This window comes from Janthinobacterium sp. SUN120 (assembly GCF_030397735.1).
GTDB lineage: Bacteria > Pseudomonadota > Gammaproteobacteria > Burkholderiales > Burkholderiaceae_D > Janthinobacterium > Janthinobacterium kumbetense.
On the sequence record NZ_JAPUBW010000005.1, the window covers coordinates 13,746 to 33,082 of the forward strand.

At 64.8% G+C, this 19,337-nt stretch carries 18 protein-coding genes; 6 read left to right on the forward strand and 12 right to left on the reverse strand.

Going from position 1 to position 19,337, the window contains the following annotated elements; genetic code table 11:
- Positions 1-187: 187 nt before the first annotated feature.
- The 7 genes from O0879_RS22635 to O0879_RS22665 all read right to left on the reverse strand — a co-directional run bounded on the left by O0879_RS22635 (position 188) and on the right by O0879_RS22665 (position 8,988).
- Positions 188-1,423, reverse strand: coding sequence for an argininosuccinate synthase (locus tag O0879_RS22635; protein ID WP_034759383.1), 1,236 nt, complete (start codon positions 1,421-1,423; stop codon positions 188-190).
- Between the two features lie 69 nt (positions 1,424-1,492).
- Entirely contained in the window at positions 1,493-2,413 is a 921-nt protein-coding gene (gene argF, locus O0879_RS22640; RefSeq protein WP_077401165.1) for an ornithine carbamoyltransferase, read from the reverse strand.
- Between the two features lie 285 nt (positions 2,414-2,698).
- Positions 2,699-5,548, reverse strand: a complete 2,850-nt coding sequence (locus O0879_RS22645; protein ID WP_289918872.1) for an ATP-binding protein — start codon at positions 5,546-5,548, stop codon at positions 2,699-2,701.
- A gap of 179 nt (positions 5,549-5,727) precedes the next feature.
- Positions 5,728-6,177, reverse strand: a complete 450-nt coding sequence (locus O0879_RS22650) for a hypothetical protein (protein ID WP_289918873.1) — start codon at positions 6,175-6,177, stop codon at positions 5,728-5,730.
- 266 nt (positions 6,178-6,443) lie between these two features.
- The gene (gene rsgA, locus O0879_RS22655; protein ID WP_289899344.1) at positions 6,444-7,349 is read right to left on the reverse strand and encodes a ribosome small subunit-dependent GTPase A; all 906 of its coding nucleotides are present in this window, start codon (positions 7,347-7,349) and stop codon (positions 6,444-6,446) included.
- Complete coding sequence (locus O0879_RS22660) at positions 7,346-7,711, reverse strand: 4a-hydroxytetrahydrobiopterin dehydratase (RefSeq protein WP_289912210.1); 366 nt, start codon at positions 7,709-7,711, stop codon at positions 7,346-7,348. The genes rsgA and O0879_RS22660 overlap by 4 nt, the downstream gene beginning before the upstream one ends.
- Positions 7,708-8,988 carry a M48 family metallopeptidase gene (locus O0879_RS22665; protein ID WP_289918874.1) on the reverse strand — a complete coding sequence of 427 codons (1,281 nt, stop codon included), beginning with the start codon at positions 8,986-8,988 and terminating at the stop codon, positions 7,708-7,710. Before O0879_RS22665 ends, O0879_RS22660 begins: the two co-directional genes overlap by 4 nt.
- A gap of 60 nt (positions 8,989-9,048) precedes the next feature.
- Between O0879_RS22665 and orn the strand changes: the two genes are divergently transcribed.
- Positions 9,049-9,645, forward strand: coding sequence for an oligoribonuclease (orn, locus tag O0879_RS22670; protein WP_170846480.1), 597 nt, complete (start codon positions 9,049-9,051; stop codon positions 9,643-9,645).
- Positions 9,646-9,783: 138 nt separating this feature from the next.
- Here the strand turns inward: orn and O0879_RS22675 are convergent, their stop codons facing one another.
- Together O0879_RS22675 and gcvA are read right to left on the reverse strand one after the other, a co-directional pair.
- Positions 9,784-10,122, reverse strand: a complete 339-nt coding sequence (locus tag O0879_RS22675; protein WP_289918875.1) for a hypothetical protein — start codon at positions 10,120-10,122, stop codon at positions 9,784-9,786.
- Positions 10,119-11,063: a transcriptional regulator GcvA gene (gene gcvA, locus O0879_RS22680; RefSeq protein WP_099665012.1), complete on the reverse strand. Its 945-nt coding sequence runs from the start codon at positions 11,061-11,063 to the stop codon at positions 10,119-10,121. Before gcvA ends, O0879_RS22675 begins: the two co-directional genes overlap by 4 nt.
- Before the next feature lie 317 nt (positions 11,064-11,380).
- On the opposite strand from gcvA, the gene O0879_RS22685 reads away from it, so the two are divergent.
- The 5 genes from O0879_RS22685 to O0879_RS22705 all read left to right on the forward strand — a co-directional run bounded on the left by O0879_RS22685 (position 11,381) and on the right by O0879_RS22705 (position 16,364).
- Positions 11,381-12,280 (forward strand): DMT family transporter, encoded by a 900-nt coding sequence (locus O0879_RS22685; RefSeq protein WP_289918876.1) that lies wholly within the window; start codon positions 11,381-11,383, stop codon positions 12,278-12,280.
- Between the two features lie 224 nt (positions 12,281-12,504).
- Positions 12,505-13,602 (forward strand): ChuX/HutX family heme-like substrate-binding protein, encoded by a 1,098-nt coding sequence (locus tag O0879_RS22690; protein WP_289919212.1) that lies wholly within the window; start codon positions 12,505-12,507, stop codon positions 13,600-13,602.
- Complete coding sequence (locus O0879_RS22695) at positions 13,590-14,516, forward strand: ABC transporter substrate-binding protein (protein WP_289918877.1); 927 nt, start codon at positions 13,590-13,592, stop codon at positions 14,514-14,516. Before O0879_RS22690 ends, O0879_RS22695 begins: the two co-directional genes overlap by 13 nt.
- On the forward strand, positions 14,513-15,565 hold the full coding sequence (locus tag O0879_RS22700) for an iron ABC transporter permease (RefSeq protein WP_289918878.1): 1,053 nt from the start codon (positions 14,513-14,515) through the stop codon (positions 15,563-15,565). The genes O0879_RS22695 and O0879_RS22700 overlap by 4 nt, the downstream gene beginning before the upstream one ends.
- Before the next feature lie 10 nt (positions 15,566-15,575).
- Entirely contained in the window at positions 15,576-16,364 is a 789-nt protein-coding gene (locus tag O0879_RS22705) for an ATP-binding cassette domain-containing protein (protein ID WP_289918879.1), read from the forward strand.
- Between the two features lie 21 nt (positions 16,365-16,385).
- On the opposite strand, the gene O0879_RS22710 is transcribed toward O0879_RS22705, so the two are convergent.
- The 3 genes from O0879_RS22710 to O0879_RS22720 are packed head-to-tail and all read right to left on the reverse strand — an operon-like array spanning position 16,386 to position 19,323.
- The gene (locus O0879_RS22710; protein ID WP_289918880.1) at positions 16,386-16,820 is read right to left on the reverse strand and encodes a hypothetical protein; all 435 of its coding nucleotides are present in this window, start codon (positions 16,818-16,820) and stop codon (positions 16,386-16,388) included.
- Positions 16,817-18,256 carry an efflux transporter outer membrane subunit gene (locus tag O0879_RS22715; RefSeq protein WP_289918881.1) on the reverse strand — a complete coding sequence of 480 codons (1,440 nt, stop codon included), beginning with the start codon at positions 18,254-18,256 and terminating at the stop codon, positions 16,817-16,819. Before O0879_RS22715 ends, O0879_RS22710 begins: the two co-directional genes overlap by 4 nt.
- Positions 18,253-19,323, reverse strand: a complete 1,071-nt coding sequence (locus tag O0879_RS22720) for an HlyD family secretion protein (protein ID WP_289918882.1) — start codon at positions 19,321-19,323, stop codon at positions 18,253-18,255. Before O0879_RS22720 ends, O0879_RS22715 begins: the two co-directional genes overlap by 4 nt.
- Positions 19,324-19,337: the final 14 nt, after the last annotated feature.

Below are 19,337 nucleotides of genomic sequence, written 5' to 3' on the forward strand. Positions count from 1 at the left end.
GGGAGGGCTCCGGAAGCGGGAAGGTCAGCACAATTGCACTGTAGCATTTTGCCATGAGGACAGCAAAATGGGGGCGATCTGGGTACGCGCGGGGCGGTAAATCGCTGCCGAGTGCGTTTCAAACGTAAAAAAGCCGCCCGGAGGCGGCTTTTGGCGGGCGCGGGAGGTAGTGCCTCCCAGTAACTAATTACTTCTGGCCGCGCTTTTCGCGGGCGATGGCGGCGATGCGCATGCGCAAGGCGTTCAGCTTGATGAAGCCGCCGGCGTCGGCCTGGTTGTAGGCGCCGCCGTCTTCGTCGAAGGTGGCGATGTTCATGTCGAACAGCGAATCCGTTTTCGAATCGCGCGACACGACGATGACATTGCCCTTGTACAGCTTGATGCGTACCCAGCCGTTCACGGTTTCCTGCGTGTGGTCGATCAGGGTTTGCAGGGCAACGCGCTCGGGCGCCCACCAGTAGCCGTTGTAGATCATCGACGCGTAGCGCGGCATCAGGTCATCTTTCAGATGGGCAACTTCGCGGTCCAGGGTGATCGATTCGATGGCGCGGTGGGCTTTCAGCATGATAGTGCCGCCCGGGGTTTCATAGCAGCCGCGCGACTTCATGCCGACGTAGCGGTTTTCCACCAGGTCCAGGCGTCCCACGCCATGCTTGCCGCCAACTTTGTTCAGTTCGGCCAGCACGGTGGCAGGCGACATGCGCACGCCGTTGATGGCGACGATATCGCCTTTTTCGTATTCGATGTCCAGGTATTCCGCTTCGTCCGGCGCCTTTTCAGGGCTGACGGTCCAGCGCCACATGGTTTCTTCCGCTTCGGCGCTCGGGTTTTCCAGGTGGCGGCCTTCAAAGCTGATGTGCAGCAAGTTGGCATCCATCGAGTACGGCGCGCCGCCGTTCTTGTGCTTCATGTCGATTTCGATGCCGGCGTCTTCCGCGTACTTCAGCAGTTTTTCGCGCGACAGCAGATCCCATTCGCGCCATGGGGCGATGATTTTCACGCCTGGCTTCAGCGCGTAGGCGCCCAGCTCGAAACGCACCTGGTCGTTGCCCTTGCCGGTCGCGCCGTGCGAGATGGCGTCGGCGCCGGTGGCGTTGGCGATTTCGATCAGGCGCTTGGCGATCAGCGGACGGGCGATCGAGGTGCCCAGCAGGTATTCGCCTTCATACACGGTGTTGGCGCGGAACATCGGGAAGACGAAATCGCGCACGAATTCTTCGCGGACATCTTCGATATGGATGTTTTCCGGCTTGATGCCGAACTTGATGGCCTTGGCACGCGCCGGTTCCAGTTCTTCGCCCTGGCCCAGGTCGGCCGTGAAAGTGACGATTTCGCACTGGTAGTTATCTTGCAGCCATTTCAGGATGACGGAGGTGTCGAGTCCGCCGGAATAGGCCAGGACTACTTTTTTAATGTCGCTCATATTGCTTCCAGTTGTCGTTGTCGATGTATGTATTGCGATGCTGCCAGGAGCTATGCAGTGCCTGGCGAATTAGTTGATTTTACCGAGTAACAGGTATTCGATCAGCGCTTTTTGCACGTGCAAGCGGTTTTCCGCCTCGTCCCACACCACCGATTGCGGGCCGTCGATCACTTCGGCGGCCACTTCCTCGCCGCGGTGGGCGGGCAGGCAGTGCATGAACAGGGCGTCGGGCGCGGCGCGGGCCATCTTCGCGCCATCGACGATCCAGCCGTCGAAGGCGGCGATGCGGGCCGCGTTTTCCGCTTCGTAACCCATGCTGGTCCACACGTCCGTGTTGACCAGGTGCGCGCCTTCGCAGGCGTCCGATGGATTGGCGAAGAAGGTGTAGCGCTCCGTCTTGACTTGCGCCAGGTCAATGTCGTAACCCTTCGGCGTCGACACGTTCACATGGAAGCCGAACACTTCGGCCGCTTGCAGCCACGAGTACAGCATGTTGTTGGCGTCGCCGATCCAGGCGACCACCTTGCCGGCGATCGAGCCGCGGTGTTCGATGTAGGTGAAGATGTCGGCAAAGACCTGGCACGGGTGGTGTTCATTGGTCAGGCCGTTGATCACCGGCACGCGCGAATTGGCGGCGAAGCGCTCGATGATTTCCTGGCCGAACGTGCGCACCATGATGATGTCGCACATGCGCGACATGACCTGGCCTGCGTCTTCCACCGGCTCGCCGCGGCCCAGCTGGGAATCGCGCGTGTTCAGGTAGATGGCGGCGCCGCCCAGCTGGTGCATGCCCGCTTCGAACGACAGGCGCGTGCGGGTCGAGTTCTTTTCAAAGACCATCACCAGGGTGCGGTCGATCAGTGGATGGTAGATTTCGTAGTTCTTGAACTTGCGCTTGATCAGATGGGCGCGTTCGATCACATATTCGTACTCTTCCAACGTGAAATCGGAGAACTGGAGGTAGTGCTTGATCGGTTTTTTTGTCGACATAATGACCACTTGAAGATGCGCAGGCCGCCGGCGGCGTGCCTTTCCCGCCGGGTTGCATCAGCGTACAACATCTCGTCTGATGACTGCCTCGCCCGGCGCGCTGCTGTGTTGATCGGTGCCAGCGCGACGCCTGTCGCGCGGTACGATGCGGTTTGCCAAGTTGAAAATAATGCAATGGCAAGTACTTCAGCCGTTCAATTATAAGGGTTTTGCTTTTAGATTGGAAAGACTGCCCGGGCGCGTACTTGTATAGGCAAGCCTGCGCCCGGGCAACGGGGTGGTGGATTAATAGATGCTGGCGGGCGCGGCGCCGTCCAGCTGGGGCGCCACCAGCGGCAAGTCCAGCGTGAAGCGCGTGCCGGCGGGGCTGCTGGCCACCTGGATGGTGCCGCCCAGCAGGGCCGTGACGATGTTGTAGCTGATCGACAAACCCAGGCCGCTGCCCCCCTGGCCCAGCTTGGTAGTAAAGAAGGGGTCGAAGATGCGCGACAAATGCTGCTCCGCGATGCCGCCGCCATTGTCTTCGAAGACGATCCGCACGCGCGCCGCGTCCGCCGTGGCGGACAGGCGCATGCAGCCCGTGCCGACGCCGCCATCGTTGGGTGCGGGGGCGAAGGCGTGCAGCAGGGCATTGTTGATCAGATTGGTGATCACCTGGCCGAACGGGCCGGGATAGCTGTCCATGGCGATGCCGAAGGCTATCTCCATTTCGATGCGGTGGCCCGAACTGCGGATGCGGTTCATGACGGTGGCGATGATTTCATTGCTTACTTGTTGCAAGTCAAAGCGGCGCCGCTGCTCGGTGGTGCGGTCGACGGCCACCTGCTTGAAGCTGTTGACCAGGTCGGCCGCGCTGCGCAGGCCGCGCATCACCAGCGCCGACGCCTTGCCCGCATCGTCGATGAAGGCGGCCAGGTCAGAGCGGCGCAGGCCGGGACCGTTCATCAGGCGTTCCACGTCTTCCGTCTTTTGCTGCATGGTGCTGGCGATCAACAGACTGTTGCCGATCGGGGTATTCAGTTCATGCGCCACGCCGGCCATCAGCGAACCGAGGGCGGCCAGTTTTTCCTGCGATACCAGTTGCGCCTGGGCATCTTGCAATTGCCGGTAGGCGCTGGCGTTGTCGAGCGCGATGGCGCCATACGCGCACAGGGTGCGGAAGATCAGCCGCTCGCGTTCGCCATATGCGTTGGCGTGGCAGGCCTGCACCGTCATCACGCCGAGCACGCGCTCGCCCACCATCAGCGGCACGTACAGCACGCTCTGGTTATGCAGGGTGCCGGGTACGGTGTAGGCGTGGCGGCGCGGCGGTACCTGGTCGATATACACTTCGCGCCGGCCCAGCAGACAGCGCACGGAGTAGGCGCGGGGATTGCTCAGTGGAATGGCGTTGTCGGACAGGGGCCGGCCCGCCTCCATGCCATGTGCGCGGCGCAGCGCCGTGCCTGCGGCGTCGAGCATGTAGACGGCAAAGGTGTTGACTGGCAGCAAGGCATGCACGTGGCGGTCGAGCACCTGGAACACGGCGCTGGCGTCGAGGTGGGTGGTGATTTCCTGGCCGATGGCCGACAGCCGTTCCAGGGTGTCGCTGGTCTGTTGCAGCACTTCGGCGCGGCGCGCTTCGGAGGCGGCCAGTTCGCGGTGGTGATAGCCTTCCGAGCGCGCATGTTCCGTCTGGTGGTAGACCTGCATGGCGGTGGCGCGGTTGCTCGCTTGCTGGGTGTGGCTTTTTTCGCGCGCCATGCCCGCATCGAGGGCGATATCGTAGGCGCGCGCATAATCGCCCGCATGCGCGTATTCGCGCGCCAGTGCATCGAGCAGTTCGCCGGGCGGCGAATAGCCGTCGATGGAAGCTGCCACCTGCAGCGCCTGGTGCAGGAAATGCAGGGCGGGATTGCGTTCCAGCATGTCCGCGGGCGGCGGCAACTCATGGCGCGCATGCAACATCGACAAGACGCGCAGCGCCGCCACCTGGTGCATGGCGTCGCCCTGCGCGGTGGCCAGCTGGCAAGCCCGCTCGGCCGCCTGCAGCGCCTCGTCCGGGCGGTCCAGGTAGGACAGCGCGTGGGCGCTGCCGCGCTGCGCCATGCTACGGAAATCGGCCTGGCCCAGCGCTTCGGCGCGTTGCGCCAGCCGGCTGAAGGCGTCGAGCGCCGTGTCGTAGTCGCCCTTGTCCAGGCTCAGTTCGCCCAGGTGGAACAGGGCGTTGGCATAGGTGCGTGCGCCAGCCACGGGCGCCAGGATGAGCAGCGCCTGGCGCAGCAAGTCTTCGGCCGCGGCCAGGCGGCCCAGCTTGCGCATGGTTTCGGCCGTATGCGTCTGGCAGGCGCCGATGCTGCGCGGCCAGCCGGTGGGGCGCGCCAGGTCCAGCGCGCACTGCATCCACTCCAGGGCCGATTCGTTGTCGTTGAGGCTGGCGAAACAGTCGCCGATATTGATGGCGGCCGTGATGGCGCCGCGCAGCTGGCCGCTTTCCAGCGCCGCCTCGTAGCTTTGCATATAGTGGCCGGCGGCCGCGCCCAGGTCGCGCGAGGTGTGCGCCAACAAGCCACGGAAGTCATGCACCCAGGCGGCCAGCGGCGCGGGCAGCTTGCCGCTGGCGCTGTCGGCCTGGAAGCGGTTGCCCCAGCGCGCCTGTGCGGCTGGCGCATCGCGCAGCACGGCCCAGCGCGCCGTGGCCGCGTCGGCCAGGCTGGCGCGCATCGCATCGCCGGCGCCGCGCGCTTGTTCGGCCGCGGCCAGCAGTTCCGCATCGCAGCGGGCATGGTCGCCCCGGTCGACGGCAATCGAGGACAACAGCCAGTGGGCATCGGCGCAGGCGGCGCCGTCGCCATGCGCGCACAGGATAGCGTGCGCGGCCATGGCCAGGCTTTCCGCCGTATCGAGCGCACCTTGCAGCCATGCAACCTCTGCCTGCACCAGTTGCAGACGCGCCTGCGCCTGTTCCAGTGCGGCCGGTTCCAGGCCCGCCAGCGGCAGCAGCAGATAAGCTTCCTCGCTCAGCTGAGTTGCTCGAAGGCAATCGCGCTGGCGCAAATGCCAGGACAGCAACAACAGCAGCGGTACGCGCCCGGCGCCGCGCAACGGCAGCAATGCGTTTTCCCACTGCGCTACGTCATGTTCGAGCGCGAACATTTCCATTCAAGCATTCTCCCCGCAAACAGTGGCGCCAACCTGCGACCGCACAGGCCATCTTGATGGCATTGTAAGCTGCATTGCGGGGAATTGTTCAGTGCGCCAGTCAGAATTATTCATCGTGCATGGCGGCACAGGCGGGGGCGATTTGCCCTCGGCGTTCGATGGGGGGCAGGCGCCTAGCGCGACACCACGCGGATGCCGCCGTTGCTGGCGCTGCGCATGTCGGCGCTCACATGCAAGCCGGGCAGGAGCTGGGCGTCATCGATCGTCACATGCTCGCGCTCGCCATCGTTGCTGAAGACGAAGGTCGCGCCCTTTTTGCTGACAAACTGGCCGGGACCGGTGGGATAGATTTGCACGCTGGCCTTTTTCTGCCATTCGCGGTCATCGATCAGGCGGCCAAAGAAATGGTTTTCCTGCTGGTGGATTTCCAGGCGTTGCCCGTTTGACAGGCGGTATTGCTGTTCGATGGCAAAGGCTTCCTGGGCCGTGACGTGATAGGCGGCGCCGGAGGTGACACGCACGCTGTCGGTGCTTTGCGGGGCAATGGCCGTCTGGGCCTGGGCGGTGCCGCCGGCCAGGGCGAAGAGGGCGGCGAGAAGGGGGAGGACGCGTTTGGTATGCATGACATTCACCTTCGATCAGGATGGCTGGTTTGATTGGAGTTAGATCGTGTGGTCGCTGGCAGGTTTCCGGCAGGGACTGGTGTCAAGTTAACAAACGCGGCCTTGCATCGCCAGCGGCAAGCGATGGAAGGCCGCTTTTACGCGCTGAAATGCATAAAACGGCGGATGAACAGTTTTGGGATTAAACGTGGAAAGCGAACTCGGCGGCAAAATTAAATTTTGCCAGCCCAGGTTTTCTGTCGCTATTTTTGCGTTGCGGCGGGCGTTTAATACAGCGTTTGCGCCGATTCGTGCAGCAGCTGGCCGTACAGGGTATGGCGCATCTTGGCGATCTTGCCTTCAGACAAGGCTTGCAGGATGGCGCATTGCGGTTCGATCAGGTGGCGGCAGTTATAGAACTTGCAACCGCCCAGGTAGGGCTGGAATTCGCGGAAGGCCCGCTCCAGCATGCCCTCGGACAAGTGGTACAGGCCGAATTCCTGGAAGCCGGGCGAATCGATGATGGAGCTGTTTGCGCCCAGCTCGTCGAGCTTGTACAGGCGCGTAAAGGTCGTCGTGTGCTTGCCCGTGTCGAGCGCGGCCGAGATTTCGCGCACGGCGATGTCGGCGTCCGGCACCAGCAGGTTGATCAATGACGACTTGCCCATGCCCGACTGGCCGATGAGGATCGACGACTGCCCCGCCAGCAGGGGCGCCAGGGTGGCCACCGCGTGCTCCGGTTCGGCGCGCGCCGACACTTCATCGACGGGATAGCCCATCGAGGAATACGGCAGCAGGCGTTCGCGGGCGCGCTCCAGCGAAGCCGTCACGTCCGTCTTGTTGAGGATGATGCGCGCCTCGATGCCGGCCGCGTCGGCCGCCACCAGCGAGCGCGAGATCAGGTCGTCGGCAAAGCCCGGTTCCGTCGCCACGACGATGAACAGCTGCGTCAGGTTGGCGGCCAGCAACTTCGATTTGTACTGGTCCGAGCGGTACAGCAGGGTCTTGCGTTCCTCGATGCGGTCGATGACGGCCTGGTCGTTGGATGTGCGCGTCAGGTGCACGATGTCGCCCACGGCCACATTGGTTTTCTTGCCGCGCGTTACGCATTGCAGCTTGGCGCCGTCCACGTCGGCCAGGTAGTGGCGGCCGTGGGCGGCGATGATGATGCCCGTCAACTTGCTTTCGCTCATGGGGCCACCTGGCTGCTCTGGTAGATGAGGTCGGCCTTGGCGGCGCAGATGAAGTCGTTTTCGGACAGGCCGCCGGCGCCCTGGTTGACCGAGTGCGTGTCGTAGCGCACGGCGCAGGTTTTGTAAGTAATGATGAGCTCCGGATGGTGGTCTTGCGTATGGGTCATATAGGCCAGGGCGTTCACGAACGCCAGGGTCTGGTAGTAATTCTTGAAGCCGAAGTCGCGGCACAGCTTGCCATTTTGCAAGCTCCATTGCGGCAGCAGGGCGTGCAGGGTGGCAATGTCCGTGTCGCCCAGCGCCTGCTGGCGCGGCGTGCAGGACAGTTGGGCCAGGTCTTGCGAAGTCGATGGCGTATTCATGTCGTAGCCCCTTTCAGGTGGCGGATGCGCACGCTGGCCGGCGGGTGGCTATCGTAGAAGGCCGAGTGCAGCGGGTCGGGCGTCAGGGTTGACGCATTGTCTTCATACATTTTGACGAGCGCCGAGACCAGGTCGTCCGCCTGCGTGTGCGTGGCGGCAAAGGCGTCGGCTTCGAATTCATGCTTGCGCGAGCTGAGCGAGGTCAAGGGTCCTAGCAGGAAAGTGAAGACGGGCAAGGCCAGCATGAACAGCAGCAGCGCCAGCGCATCCGTCGGCTGGCCCGTCAGGGCCAGGGCGACGGGGTCGACGCCCAGGCCCGCGTAAAACCATGGTTGCGTCTTCAGGAAGCCCAGCAGCGCCAAAAAGCCCAGCGAAATGACGAACATCATGGCGATGCGCTTGACGATGTGCTTGAGCTTGAAGTGGCCCAGTTCATGCGCCAGCACGGCTTCGATTTCCTGCGGCGCCAGGCGCGACAGCAAGGTGTCGAAGAAAACGATGCGCTTGTTGGCGCCAAAGCCCGAGAAATACGCATTGCCATGGGCGCTGCGCTTCGAGCCATCCATGACGAACAAGCCTTTCGAGGCGAAACCCACGCGCTGCATCAAGCCTTCGATGCGGCTTTTCAGCGCTTCGTCGGCCAGCGGCGTGAATTTATTGAACAGGGGGGCGATGACGGTGGGAAACAGCACCATCATCAGCAACTGGAAGCCGCTCCAGACGAACCACGCGTACAGCCACCACAGGCCGCCCGACTTGGCCATCAGGGTCAGCACGACCCAGATCAGCGGCAGCCCGATGACGGCGCCCAGGCCCACGCCCTTGAGCATGTCCGTGAAGAACAGCTTGCGCGCCATGGTGTTGAAGCCGAAACGTTGTTCCAGCACAAACTGGCGGTAATAATCGAAGGGCAGGTCGATCAGGCCGGAAATGGCGGCAAAGGCGGCGATCAGGCCGATCTGGTACAGCATGGGCGAGCCAGAGCCCATCCATTCATTCAGGTGCAGCGCCAGCCATTGCAGGCCGCCCAGCAAGGTAAAACCGATCAGCACGGCATAGTTGACCAGCAGGGTCAGCAAGCCGAACTTGGTCTTCGCCACCGTGTAGTCGGCCGCCTTCTGGTGCGCGGCCAGCGGAATCTTTTCCGCAAATTCGGCGGGCACGGCGGCGCGGTGGGCCAGCACGTGGCGAATCTGCCGCGAAGCGAGCCAGAAGCGCACGGCCAGGGTCAAAACGAGGACGGATACAAACAAAATCGAAAACGCGAGTGAATACATTCTGTGCCTGTGAGAAAATGGCTGATTATTTATTTAGTTTGATTAGGCCAAGAGAGAATTATGTCACAAGCGACCGACTTAACTGCATCCACCCCCGCACCCGCCGTGCCGGCACGTCCCAATGAGATGAATCTGGTCTGGGTTGACATGGAAATGACGGGCCTGGAGCCCGATACCGACCGCATCATCGAGGTGGCGGTGGTGGTGACGGACATGCACTTGAACCTGCTGGCCGAAGGCCCCGTGTTTGTGATTCATCAATCGGATGAAACCCTGAACAAGATGGATGCATGGAACAAGGGCACGCACGGCCGCTCGGGCCTGATCGACAAGGTCAAGGCGTCGACCGTGACGGAAGCGCAGGCGGAAGCGGAATTGATCGCGTTCCTGAAGAAATACGTGCCAGCTGGCAAGTCGCCCATGTGCGGCAACACCATCGGCCAGGACCGCCGCTTCATGGTGCGCGGCATGCCGAAGCTGGAAGCGTTCTTCCACTATCGTAATGTTGACGTATCAACATTGAAAGAGCTGTGCAAGCGCTGGAAGCCGGAAATCGCCACCGGTTTCAAGAAGCACCAGAAGCACACGGCGCTGGCCGATATCCTCGAGTCGATCGAAGAGCTGAAGTACTACCGCGAACACTTCATCAAGCTGTAATGTGATGACGCCTCGCAAAACCTACTGCGCGTCGGTATAGGCGGCCTGCGATGCTCACCGTACTTGAGTACGGTTACGCTTCTCAGCCACCTCTCCCTTCCGCTCGCTACGGTTTTGCGAGGCGTCGCGAAGGATCTGTTACATCGTATCCAAGTCAAAGGTAGACCAAGCGCCATCCTCGCCTTGCCACTGCAGCGCAAACGGTCCCGTTTGCCGCAATCCCGTGATCCACACTGTCTCGCCAGGTTCGCGGAAATATGCCGCGCACTGGCCGAACGGCTGCTCCAGCCGGCACAGCACCAATCCTTCGCCCGCCACGGCGCACCATTGCTCATTGATATCGATCAAGGCCACGGCCGGGTCGCCATAGAACTCGCCCAGGCTGGCTTGCCGGCCATCGGCCGCCGTCACCTTGGCGTGTTCATATTCATGCTGGAGAATAAATCGGGCGCTGCGCGCCAGTTCCGTGCTCGTCATGCTGTCTCCACGGTGGGCCAGACGGTTTCCTGGTCGGCGCGCGCCTCGGCGATCAGCCATTCGCAGAAGGCGTGCACGAGGGGCCGCGTTTCCGCCTGGGGCGAGCGCAGCAAGTAATAGCAGTGGGGGCCGCGCACGGCGTGCTCGAACACGCGCACCAGGCGGCCCGAGCGCAAATCGTCGCCGATCAGGGGGCTGGCGGCGATGGCCACGCCCTGGCCGCTGGCGGCCGCGTCCAGGCATAGATACGTGTGCGAAAAGCGCGCGCCGCTGTTACCGCTATTGCCGCTGTAATGCACGCCGCAGCTGTGCAGCCAGCGCGTCCAGTCGATTTCGCCGGGCAGGTGCACTTCCGGTTCGTCGTGCAGCAGCGGGTAGCGCAGCAGGTCGGCGGGCTGGCGCAGGCTGGCCGCGTTGGCGCGGAAATCGGGGCTGCAGACGGCGGAAAACCATTCTTCCATCAATAAATCGACTTTCAAGCCAGGATAGCGGCCCGGACCCAGGCGGATGGCCACGTCCACGCCATCGCGCGCCAGGTCGACCGGGTGCATCGAGGCCAGCACGCGCAGTTCGATCTGCGGATAGCGGTCGCGCAGGCGGCCCAGGCGCGGCATCAGCCAGCGCGAGACGAGCGAACTGGTGGCCGTCACCGTCACCACCTTGTCGTCGCCCTGGCGCCGCGCCTGCTCGGAGACGTCGGCCAGCTGGTTAAGGATCGGCCCCAGCGAGGCCGCATAGCGCTGCCCGGCGCTGGTGAGCACCACGCCGCGCGGCATGCGCTGGAACAGCACGATGCCCAGCCACGCTTCCAGCTGTTTTACGTGGTGGCCGATGGCGCCGGCCGAGACGTGCAATTCTTCGCCCGCGCGCTGGAAGCCTTCATGGCGGGCAGCCGCCTCGAAGGCGTGCAGGGCGGCGAGCGGGGGCAAGGGACGTGACATGGCACTCTTCAAGTGAATTGAGCCTCAGTAATATTCGGCCTATCCGTGAAGAATATTGGTTTGTTTCATTTTGCGCAAGCGAATATGATGCCGTCTATGCGTGAAGTGACCCGCAATAGGATTCACGCATGTATTTCACGCACGCATCACCTTCCAGCCTTGCTTGGCATTAATATTTACAACGCCTGGGAAAACCGTCGCGAGCGGCAGTGATTTGTGGCTGAGAAGCGCAACCGTACTTCAGTACGGTGAGCATCGCAGGCCGCAAAGCGCGACGCGCAGCAGGTTTGCCCTGGCGTACTCAAAGAGGTTTAGTCATGTCTGATCGCCGCGCTGTTGCGCTGGTGTTGCTGTCGGCCGCCGGTTTCGGCAGTTCCGCAGTGTTTGCCAAGGCGGCGTATGCGTCCGGGGTCAACCCGTCGACCATGCTGGCCTTGCGTTTCGTTATCGCCGCCATGCTGTTGCTGCCGCTCGTGTGGCTGGGCGGCTGGCGCTTGCCGCGCGGCCGCCTGCTGGCCGGCTACATGCTGATGGGCTTGATGTACACGGCACAGTCGCAAGGCTATTTCAATGCCCTCATGTATGCCAGCAGCGGCCTGTGCGGCATGTTGCTGTATGTGTATCCTGTGCTGGTGACGATCCTGGCGCTGGCGCTGGGCTGGGAAAAGCTGGACCGCCGCATGCTGGTGCTGATGGCGCTGGCGATTTCCGGCATGGCCATCACCCTGGGCGGCAAGCTGCAGGGCCAGCCCATCGGCATCGCCCTGGCCTTGATGGCCGCCGGCGTGTACGCCGTGTACATTCTGTTTGGCAACAGCTTGTCGAAAAGCCGCGAGAATATTCACCCATTGGCCGCTTGCGTGGTGATCCTGGGAACGGCGGGCCTGTCGAACAGCGCGATTGCCTTGTGGCAAGGCGTGTCCTTGCCGGGCACGGCGACGGGCTGGCTGGCCGTCAGCGCCATCGCCCTGTTTTCGACGGCCATCGCGATTGCCGCCTTCTTTGCCGGCGTGGCGCAAATCGGCGCGGCCAAGGCATCCATCATTTCCACGTTCGAACCCGTCATCACGATGGCGTTCGGCGTGACCCTGCTGAAGGAATCCGTCAGCGGCACGCAATTGCTGGGCGGCGCCATGGTCCTGGCCGCCGTGGTATTGCTGGCGCAGCGCCCGGCGGCGAAACCGGCATCCATGCCGGCGGTACAGGCCAGCGCCTGAGTTCAACGCTGACATTTTCTCAACACTGATCAGTCGTATCGATCGGTCTCCTTTGCGCTGCGACGGGTTTCCTGTCGCGGCGCTTTTTTTTGCGCGTATTTTTTTTCACATAAATAAGCCTTGATTGCGAATGATTCTCATTTATAATTAACTTCAAGATTCCCCCACCACCAGCCAGCCTATGCCAGCCAGTGTTCGCCTTGAAAGGAGACACCGTGACGAGCATGCCCCCTATTTGCAACACCGAGCTGGTCGCCAGCGAATTTGCCCGCCTGCGCCGCGAGAAAAAAGCCCGCCACCGCGACATCGCCGAGGAACTGGCCATTTCCGAAGGCGAGCTGATCGCCGCGCATGCCGGCTTGTCGCCGGCCGATGGCGCCTTGCTGGGCGCCGAGCGCCTGCAGGCCGACTGGCCCGCCATCATCGCCGCGCTGGAACCGCTGGGCGAAGTCATGGCGCTGACGCGCAACGCTTCGTGCGTGCATGAAAAGACGGGTGTCTATCGAAAAGCCAGTCACAACAACCACGTGGGCCTGGTGCTCGGTGGCGACATCGACTTGCGCGTGTTTTACCGCCAGTGGGCGCATGGCTTTGCCGTGCGCGAGGTGAGCGAAAAAGGGGGCGGGAAGGAAGTGCAGCGCAGCCTGCAATTTTTCGATGCTGCCGGCCATGCCGTGCACAAGATTTTCATGAAGCCGCAAAGCGACCTGGCCGCCTATGACGCGCTGGTCGCGCATTTTGCCGACGCGGACCAGGCGGCAGGCATCGCCGTGACGGCGCCGGCTGCGCCGCCGGCCGAACTGCCCGACGCGCAGATCGACGTGGCCGGCTTTCGCGCCGCCTGGGCCGATTTGCGCGACACGCATGAATTTTTCACCTTGCTGAAAAAATATTCGGTCTCGCGCCTGCAGGGCCTGCGCCTGGCCGAGGCGCGCTTCGTGCAGCAGCTCGACAAATCCTGCGTGCTCGACCTGCTCAACAGCGCCGCCCTCGAAAAAGTCGCCATCATGGCCTTCGTCGGCAATGCGGGCATGATCCAGATCCATTCGGGGCCCGTGCACAAGATCGCCGTGATGGGGCCGTGGATCAATGTCCTCGATACGCGCTTCAACCTGCATTTGCGCGAAGACCATATCGCCAGCGCCTGGGTGGTCAAAAAGCCCACGGTCGACGGGCTGGTAACGTCGGTGGAACTGTTCGACGCCAAGGGCGACACCATCGTCATGTTCTTCGGCGAACGCAAGCCGGGCGTGCATGAACTGTGCGAATGGCGCAACGTCGTCGAGCGCGTGCTGCAGGAGGGTGAACTATGCGCCGCATGATCGCCGCCAGCGTGGCGCGCCGCATCGCGCTGAAAAAAATGGGGGCGGGAGCCCTGGCTCTGGCCGCGCCGATGCAGGTGCTGGCGGCCGTCAGCGACGCCGGCAAGCCGCTTGTCAAGGCGCGGCGCATCGTCAGCGTGGGCGGCGCCCTGACGGAAATCGTCTACGCGCTCGAGGCGCAGGGCGAACTGGTGGGCGTCGATACCACTTCGCTGTATCCGGCCGTGGCGCAGCAGCTGCCGCAGGTCGGTTATGCGCGCACCTTGTCGGCCGAGGGCGTGCTGTCGCTGGCGCCCACGCAGCTGATCGCCACCGAGGAGGCGGGGCCGCAAACGGTGCTGCGGCAGGTGCGCGACGCGGGCGTGCCGGTGGCGGTACTGAATGCGAATAACAGATTCGAAGGCTTGCTCGAACGGGTAAAACAGGTGGGCCAGATCACGGGACGCGCCGACCCCGCCGCGCGCCTGGCGCAAGCCTTGCAACAGCAGTGGGACGGCGTCCTGGGCAAGGTGCGCCAGCGCAGTCATGCCCCGGTGCGCGTGCTGTTCATCCTCGCCCATGCGCCGAACCAGGTGATGGTGGGCGGGCGCGAGACGGGCGCCGACGCCATGCTGGCGTATGCGGGCGCCGTCAACGTGATGGGCGGGCTGGGCGGATTTGCCGGCTACAAGCCGCTCACGCCGGAAGCCGTGATCGCCGCGCGGCCCGACCTGGTGCTCGTCACGGACCAGGGCTTGAAGGCCTCGGGTGGCGTGGACGGCATCTTGAAACTGCCAGGGCTGGCGCAGACGCCGGCCGGGCGCAAGCACCGCATCGTCTCGCTGGAAGCCATGCTGCTGCTGGGCTTTGGCCCGCGCATGCCGCAGGCGCTGGCCGAACTCGATGCAGCGTTTGCCAAAGCCATGGCCGCATGAACGTGGCCTCCCTGGCGTCCGTCGCTCCCTGGCGCTGGCCGCGCTGGGGCGCTGGCGGGCTGCTGGCCGCCGCCCTGGCGTGCGGCTTGCTCATCGCCGTGCAGGCGGGCGCCGTGCCGGTGGCGCTGGCCGACTGGCTCGCGCCCTTGCAGGCTGGCGACGAGGCGCTGTCCGGCGGCGCGTATGTGCTGTGGCATATCCGCCTGCCGCGCGCCCTGTTTGCCATCCTGATCGGCGCCGCGCTGGCGCTGGCTGGCGGCTTGACGCAAGGTCTGTTCCGTAATCCGCTGGCCGATCCGGGCCTGCTGGGCGTGAGCAGCGGCGCCGCCTGCGCGGGCGCTGCCACCATCGTCTTTGCCGCCAGCCTGCACGTGGCGCCCGAGCTGCGCGTGTGGCTGCTGCCGGCCGCCGCGTTCGCAGGCGCCATGCTCATTTGCGTGCTGCTCGACCGGGTCGCCCGCTGGGCCACGCCCGGCTCCATCGTCGGCCTGCTGCTGACGGGCGTGGCGCTGAACGCCATCACGGTGGCCGTCATGGGCCTGTGCATCTACCTGGCCAGCGACGACCAGTTGCGCACCCTGATTTTCTGGACATTGGGATCGCTGTCGGCCGGCAGCTGGCGCCAGGTGGCGGCCTTGCTGGTGGTGCTGGCCGGCGCGCTGTGGGCCACGCGCTTCCTGATGCGCTCATTGAATGCGCTGGCGCTGGGCGAGGCGCAGGCGCTGCACGTGGGCATCGACGTGGGCCGGCTGCGCACGCAGGTGATCGTGCTGGTGGCCGTGCTGACGGGTTTTGCCGTCGCCTGGTGCGGCGGCATCGGCTTCATCGGCCTGATCGCGCCGCATCTGGTGCGCACCTGGCTGGGCGCCGACCAGCGCAAGGTATTGCCGCTGGCGATGCTGATGGGAGGCTTGCTGCTGCTGTTGGCCGACACCCTGGCGCGCACGGTGGCCATTCCGGCGGAAGTCCCCGTCGGCATTTTCACGGCCTTGCTGGGCGGGCCATTTTTCCTGATGCTGTTGCGGCGCTTCCGCCACGGCACCGCCTGAAAGGATGCCCATGACGCCCCTGCTGGAACTCTCCTTCGCCACCACGCAACTGGGCCAGCAATATTTCGGCCCCTTCCATGTGCGGGTAGCGCCGGGCGAGCGCATCGCCATCCTCGGTCCCAGCGGCGCGGGCAAGTCGACCCTGCTCAAATTGATGGCGCGCGAACTGCCTCCGCAGGCGGGCCAGGTGGCGTTCGCGGGCCGGCCGCTGGCGCAGTGGCCGCTGGCCGAACTGGCCCGGCGCCGCGCCGTCCTGCCGCAAGGCTCGAACGTGGCCTTCGGACTGCAGTGCGAGCTGGTGATCGGCCTGGGGCGGGTGGCGCGCCTGGTCGACCCGCAATTGGAACAGATTGTGCAGGACGCGGCCGCACTGGCGCACGCCGCGCATTTGCTGGGGCGTCGCCTGGACACCCTGTCCGGCGGCGAGCAGGCGCGGGTGCAGCTGGCGCGCATCTTTGCGCAGATGTGGGATGTACACGATGGCTTGATACTCGTCGACGAACCGCTGGCGGCGCTCGATCCCGGCCTGCAGTTCGATTTGCTCGACAGCCTGCAGCAGTTTTGCGCCGCGCGCGGCCACGCCGTCGTCGCCATCCTGCACGATATCAACCACGCCTTGCTGGGCTTCGAGCGCCTGCTGCTGGTGCGTTCGGGCCAGCTGGTCGCCGACCTCGCCAGCGATGCCGGCGCCGTGCCCGCCCTGGCCGCGCTGTACGGCATTGCCCTGACGACGGCCACCAGCAGCGATGGCGACGTGTGCGTCATCCCTGCCAGAAGCGCCGTGCGCAGGGCCGCCTGAGCGACTTACTCACTTACTCACTCACCACACATCCGCCGTGCGCGGCCGCGCCATCTGGCCGCTGCCCAGCAGCCACACCATCAGCGCATCGGCCTGTTCGCGCGTGGCCGCCACCTCCTGCAGGATGCCGAACGCCTTCATGGCGCCGGCCGCCATCGCCTGCAGGCGCGCGCGCTGTTTCGCGTCCGCCTCGACCGACACCAGGCCCCGGCACAGGGCGGCCAGCTCTGCCTTGTTGTGCTTGAGCCACAGGCCGCGCCGCTTGCGGTCGATGTGCGCTTCATCGCCGCGTTCCTCTTCGAACAGCATGACGAACGGTACGCCATGGCGCAGCAGGGCGTCCATGTCGTTTTCCCACAGCGGGGCATAGCCGGTGACGGCCGTTTCAGGGCGAAAGCGCACGACGGGAAAGTCGCTGACGTCGTGGATGGAAAAATGTGCGGGATTCGGTTTCATGGCGTGCTTCCTTGCGAGGTGGTTGAAAATGCCTGCCAGCCGCCGCCCAGCGCCTTGTAGACCTGGACCAGCGACAGCGAAGCGGTGGCGCGGCTGTCGACCAGCGCCGCTTCGTTGTTCAACAGCGTGTTTTGCACATGCAGCACGTTGATCAGGTCCGTGCCGCCCTGGCGGTACTGCAGTTCCGCGCTGCCCAGCGCCCGGCGTCCCTGTTTGACGGCTTCATCGAGGCTGGCCTGGCGGCGGGCGTTGGCCTGGTAGCCAGAGAGCGCGTCTTCCACCTCGTGCCAGGCGGCCAGCACTGTCTGGCGGTAGGCGATGGCCGCTTCCTGCTGCTGCGCTTCGCGCAATTGCAGGTTGCCGCGCAGGCGGCCGCCATCGAACAGGGGCACGCTGAAACCGGGGCCGAAGGCGAAGCGCTTGGCGTCCCAGCCGATGTCGGACAGCTGCATCGCCTGCAGGCCGATGCTGCCCGACAAGGTGATGCGCGGATAAAAGTCGCCTTGCGCCACGCCGATGGCGGCCGTGGCCGCGTGCAGCTGCGCCTCGGCGCGGCGAATGTCGGGACGCCGCTCGGCCAGGCTGCTCGGCACGCCCAGCTGCACCTGCAGGGCCACGGCCGGAATGTCCTTGCCCGCCGCCAGTTCCGCCTGCAAGGCTTGCGGCGGCAGCGCCAGCAAGAGGGCGAGGGCATTGCCCAGGCGCGCTTCGCGCTGCTGCAGCGGCGGCAGGCGCGCTTCGATGGTGGCCACGTGGGCTGCCGCCTCGGCCTCGTCGAGTTGCGTCGCCGCGCCTTCGCGCAGGCGGATACGCGTCAGGTCCAGGGTATGGCGGGCGATATCGAGCAGTTGCTGCGTGATGGCCAAGGTCTGCTGCGCGCCGCGCAACTCGATGTAGTCGCGCGCCGTCTCGGCCAGCACGGCCAGCAGCACGCCGCGCTGCGTTTCCATGGCCACGTCGATCCTGGCGTCGGCCGCTTCCACTTCGCGCCGCACGCGGCCCCACAAGTCCAGTTCCCAGGCCGCATCGAGATTGCCTTGCCACAGGTTGTAGGCGGACTGGCCGTTGTGGCGCGACGGGTCGCTCAAGCCTTGTTCGCTGTTGCGCGCGCGGCCATAGCTGCCATTCGCGCCCAGGGACGGGCCTTGCGCGGCGCCGGCCATGCCGCGCGCGGCGCGGCTCTGTTCCAGGCGGCTGCCTGCCGCCAGCACGTCGAGGTTGGCGCCGGCGGCGCGCTGCAGCAGGGAAGACAGGGTGGCGTCGCCAAAGCTGTCCCACCAGCGCTGTTCGATGGCGCCATCCAGGCTGGCGGCGAAACGGGCATCTTCCGCCTGGTGCCATTGCTGTCCCAGATCATGGGGCGGGCGCTGGAAGTCGCTGCCGACGCTGCCGCAGCCGGCCAGGCCCAGGGCCGTGAAGAGTATCAGTGCTTTCATCGCGCGCTCACCTGTTGCAGCTGTTGACGGCGCATGGCCGTATCGATGCGCACTTCGGCCGACATGCCCACGCGCAGGCGGGCGTCGGCATCCTGGCCGGGATCGAGCGCGATCCTGACGGGAATGCGCTGTACCACCTTGGTGAAGTTGCCGGTGGCGTTTTCCGGCGCGATGGCGGCGAACGTGACGCCCGTGGCGGGCGCGATGCTGTGCACCGTGCCGCGCAGGAGCATGCCCGGATAGGCATCGACGGCGATGCTGGCTCGCTGGCCCTGGCGCACGTGGGTCAGCTGGGTTTCCTGCAGGTTGGCGACGACGAAGCTGCGGTTCAATGGCACCACGGCCATCAGGCTGGCGCTAGGAGCCACCAGGGCGCCGACGCGCACGGCGCGGCGTCCGACGATGCCGTCGATGGGGGCGCGCAGCTGCGTATGCGACAGATCAAGTTCGGCCCGTTGCAGGCTGGCGCGGGCGCGCAGCAGGGCCGCTTCGGCCGCGCCTTGCTGCGCCTGCAGAATGTCCGTCTGCTTGCGGGTGGAGACGAGGGCGGCGCGGTTTTGCGCCAGGCGCGCGCGGCTCACGTCGAAGCGCGATTGCGCCTGTTGCGCATTCTGCACGCTGCCCGCGCCCTGGCCGGCCAGGTGCTGCGAGCGGGCCAGCTCCTGCTGCGCCAGTTTGTCTTCCGCCTGGTTGGCGTCGACCAAGGTCGTGGCTTGCTCGATCACCGATTGCTGGCGTTGCAGGGTGGCGCGGGCATAGTCCAGCTGCGCCTCGGCGCCGGCTACTTCGGCGCGGGCCGAGGCGGCGGCGGCCTGGTAATCGCGGTCGTCGATGCGCGCCAGCAGCTGACCCGCCTTGACAGTCTGGTTGTCTTCCACCAGCACTTCCCGCACGATGCCGCCCACCTTGGGGGAAAGCACGGTGTAGTCGGCGCTGACGAAGGCGTCGTCGGTGGCTTGTTCGTCGCCACGGGCGAACAGCAGGTGCCAGGCGCAAAAGGCGAGGGCGCAGGCCAGCAAGGCCAGGCCGAGAAGAAATGCGCGTGAGCGCAGTATGGGTGTTTGCATGGTGAAGCTCTTTC

Excerpts from the sequence above, each read along its gene's own strand:
- O0879_RS22700 (WP_289918878.1), top strand. The coding sequence starts at position 14,513 with ATGAACGTGGCCTCCCTGGCGTCCGTCGCTCCCTGGCGCTGGCCGCGC.
- O0879_RS22715 (WP_289918881.1), bottom strand. The coding sequence starts at position 18,256 with ATGAAAGCACTGATACTCTTCACGGCCCTGGGCCTGGCCGGCTGCGGC.
- gcvA (WP_099665012.1), bottom strand. The coding sequence starts at position 11,063 with ATGTCACGTCCCTTGCCCCCGCTCGCCGCCCTGCACGCCTTCGAGGCG.
- O0879_RS22690 (WP_289919212.1), top strand. The coding sequence starts at position 12,505 with ATGCCCCCTATTTGCAACACCGAGCTGGTCGCCAGCGAATTTGCCCGC.
- O0879_RS22665 (WP_289918874.1), bottom strand. The coding sequence starts at position 8,988 with ATGTATTCACTCGCGTTTTCGATTTTGTTTGTATCCGTCCTCGTTTTG.
- orn (WP_170846480.1), top strand. The coding sequence starts at position 9,049 with ATGTCACAAGCGACCGACTTAACTGCATCCACCCCCGCACCCGCCGTG.
- argF (WP_077401165.1), bottom strand. The coding sequence starts at position 2,413 with ATGTCGACAAAAAAACCGATCAAGCACTACCTCCAGTTCTCCGATTTC.
- O0879_RS22720 (WP_289918882.1), bottom strand. The coding sequence starts at position 19,323 with ATGCAAACACCCATACTGCGCTCACGCGCATTTCTTCTCGGCCTGGCC.
- rsgA (WP_289899344.1), bottom strand. The coding sequence starts at position 7,349 with ATGAGCGAAAGCAAGTTGACGGGCATCATCATCGCCGCCCACGGCCGC.
- O0879_RS22660 (WP_289912210.1), bottom strand. The coding sequence starts at position 7,711 with ATGAATACGCCATCGACTTCGCAAGACCTGGCCCAACTGTCCTGCACG.
- O0879_RS22635 (WP_034759383.1), bottom strand. The coding sequence starts at position 1,423 with ATGAGCGACATTAAAAAAGTAGTCCTGGCCTATTCCGGCGGACTCGAC.
- O0879_RS22685 (WP_289918876.1), top strand. The coding sequence starts at position 11,381 with ATGTCTGATCGCCGCGCTGTTGCGCTGGTGTTGCTGTCGGCCGCCGGT.
- O0879_RS22695 (WP_289918877.1), top strand. The coding sequence starts at position 13,590 with ATGCGCCGCATGATCGCCGCCAGCGTGGCGCGCCGCATCGCGCTGAAA.
- O0879_RS22675 (WP_289918875.1), bottom strand. The coding sequence starts at position 10,122 with ATGACGAGCACGGAACTGGCGCGCAGCGCCCGATTTATTCTCCAGCAT.
- O0879_RS22705 (WP_289918879.1), top strand. The coding sequence starts at position 15,576 with ATGACGCCCCTGCTGGAACTCTCCTTCGCCACCACGCAACTGGGCCAG.
- O0879_RS22710 (WP_289918880.1), bottom strand. The coding sequence starts at position 16,820 with ATGAAACCGAATCCCGCACATTTTTCCATCCACGACGTCAGCGACTTT.
- O0879_RS22645 (WP_289918872.1), bottom strand. The coding sequence starts at position 5,548 with ATGTTCGCGCTCGAACATGACGTAGCGCAGTGGGAAAACGCATTGCTG.
- O0879_RS22650 (WP_289918873.1), bottom strand. The coding sequence starts at position 6,177 with ATGCATACCAAACGCGTCCTCCCCCTTCTCGCCGCCCTCTTCGCCCTG.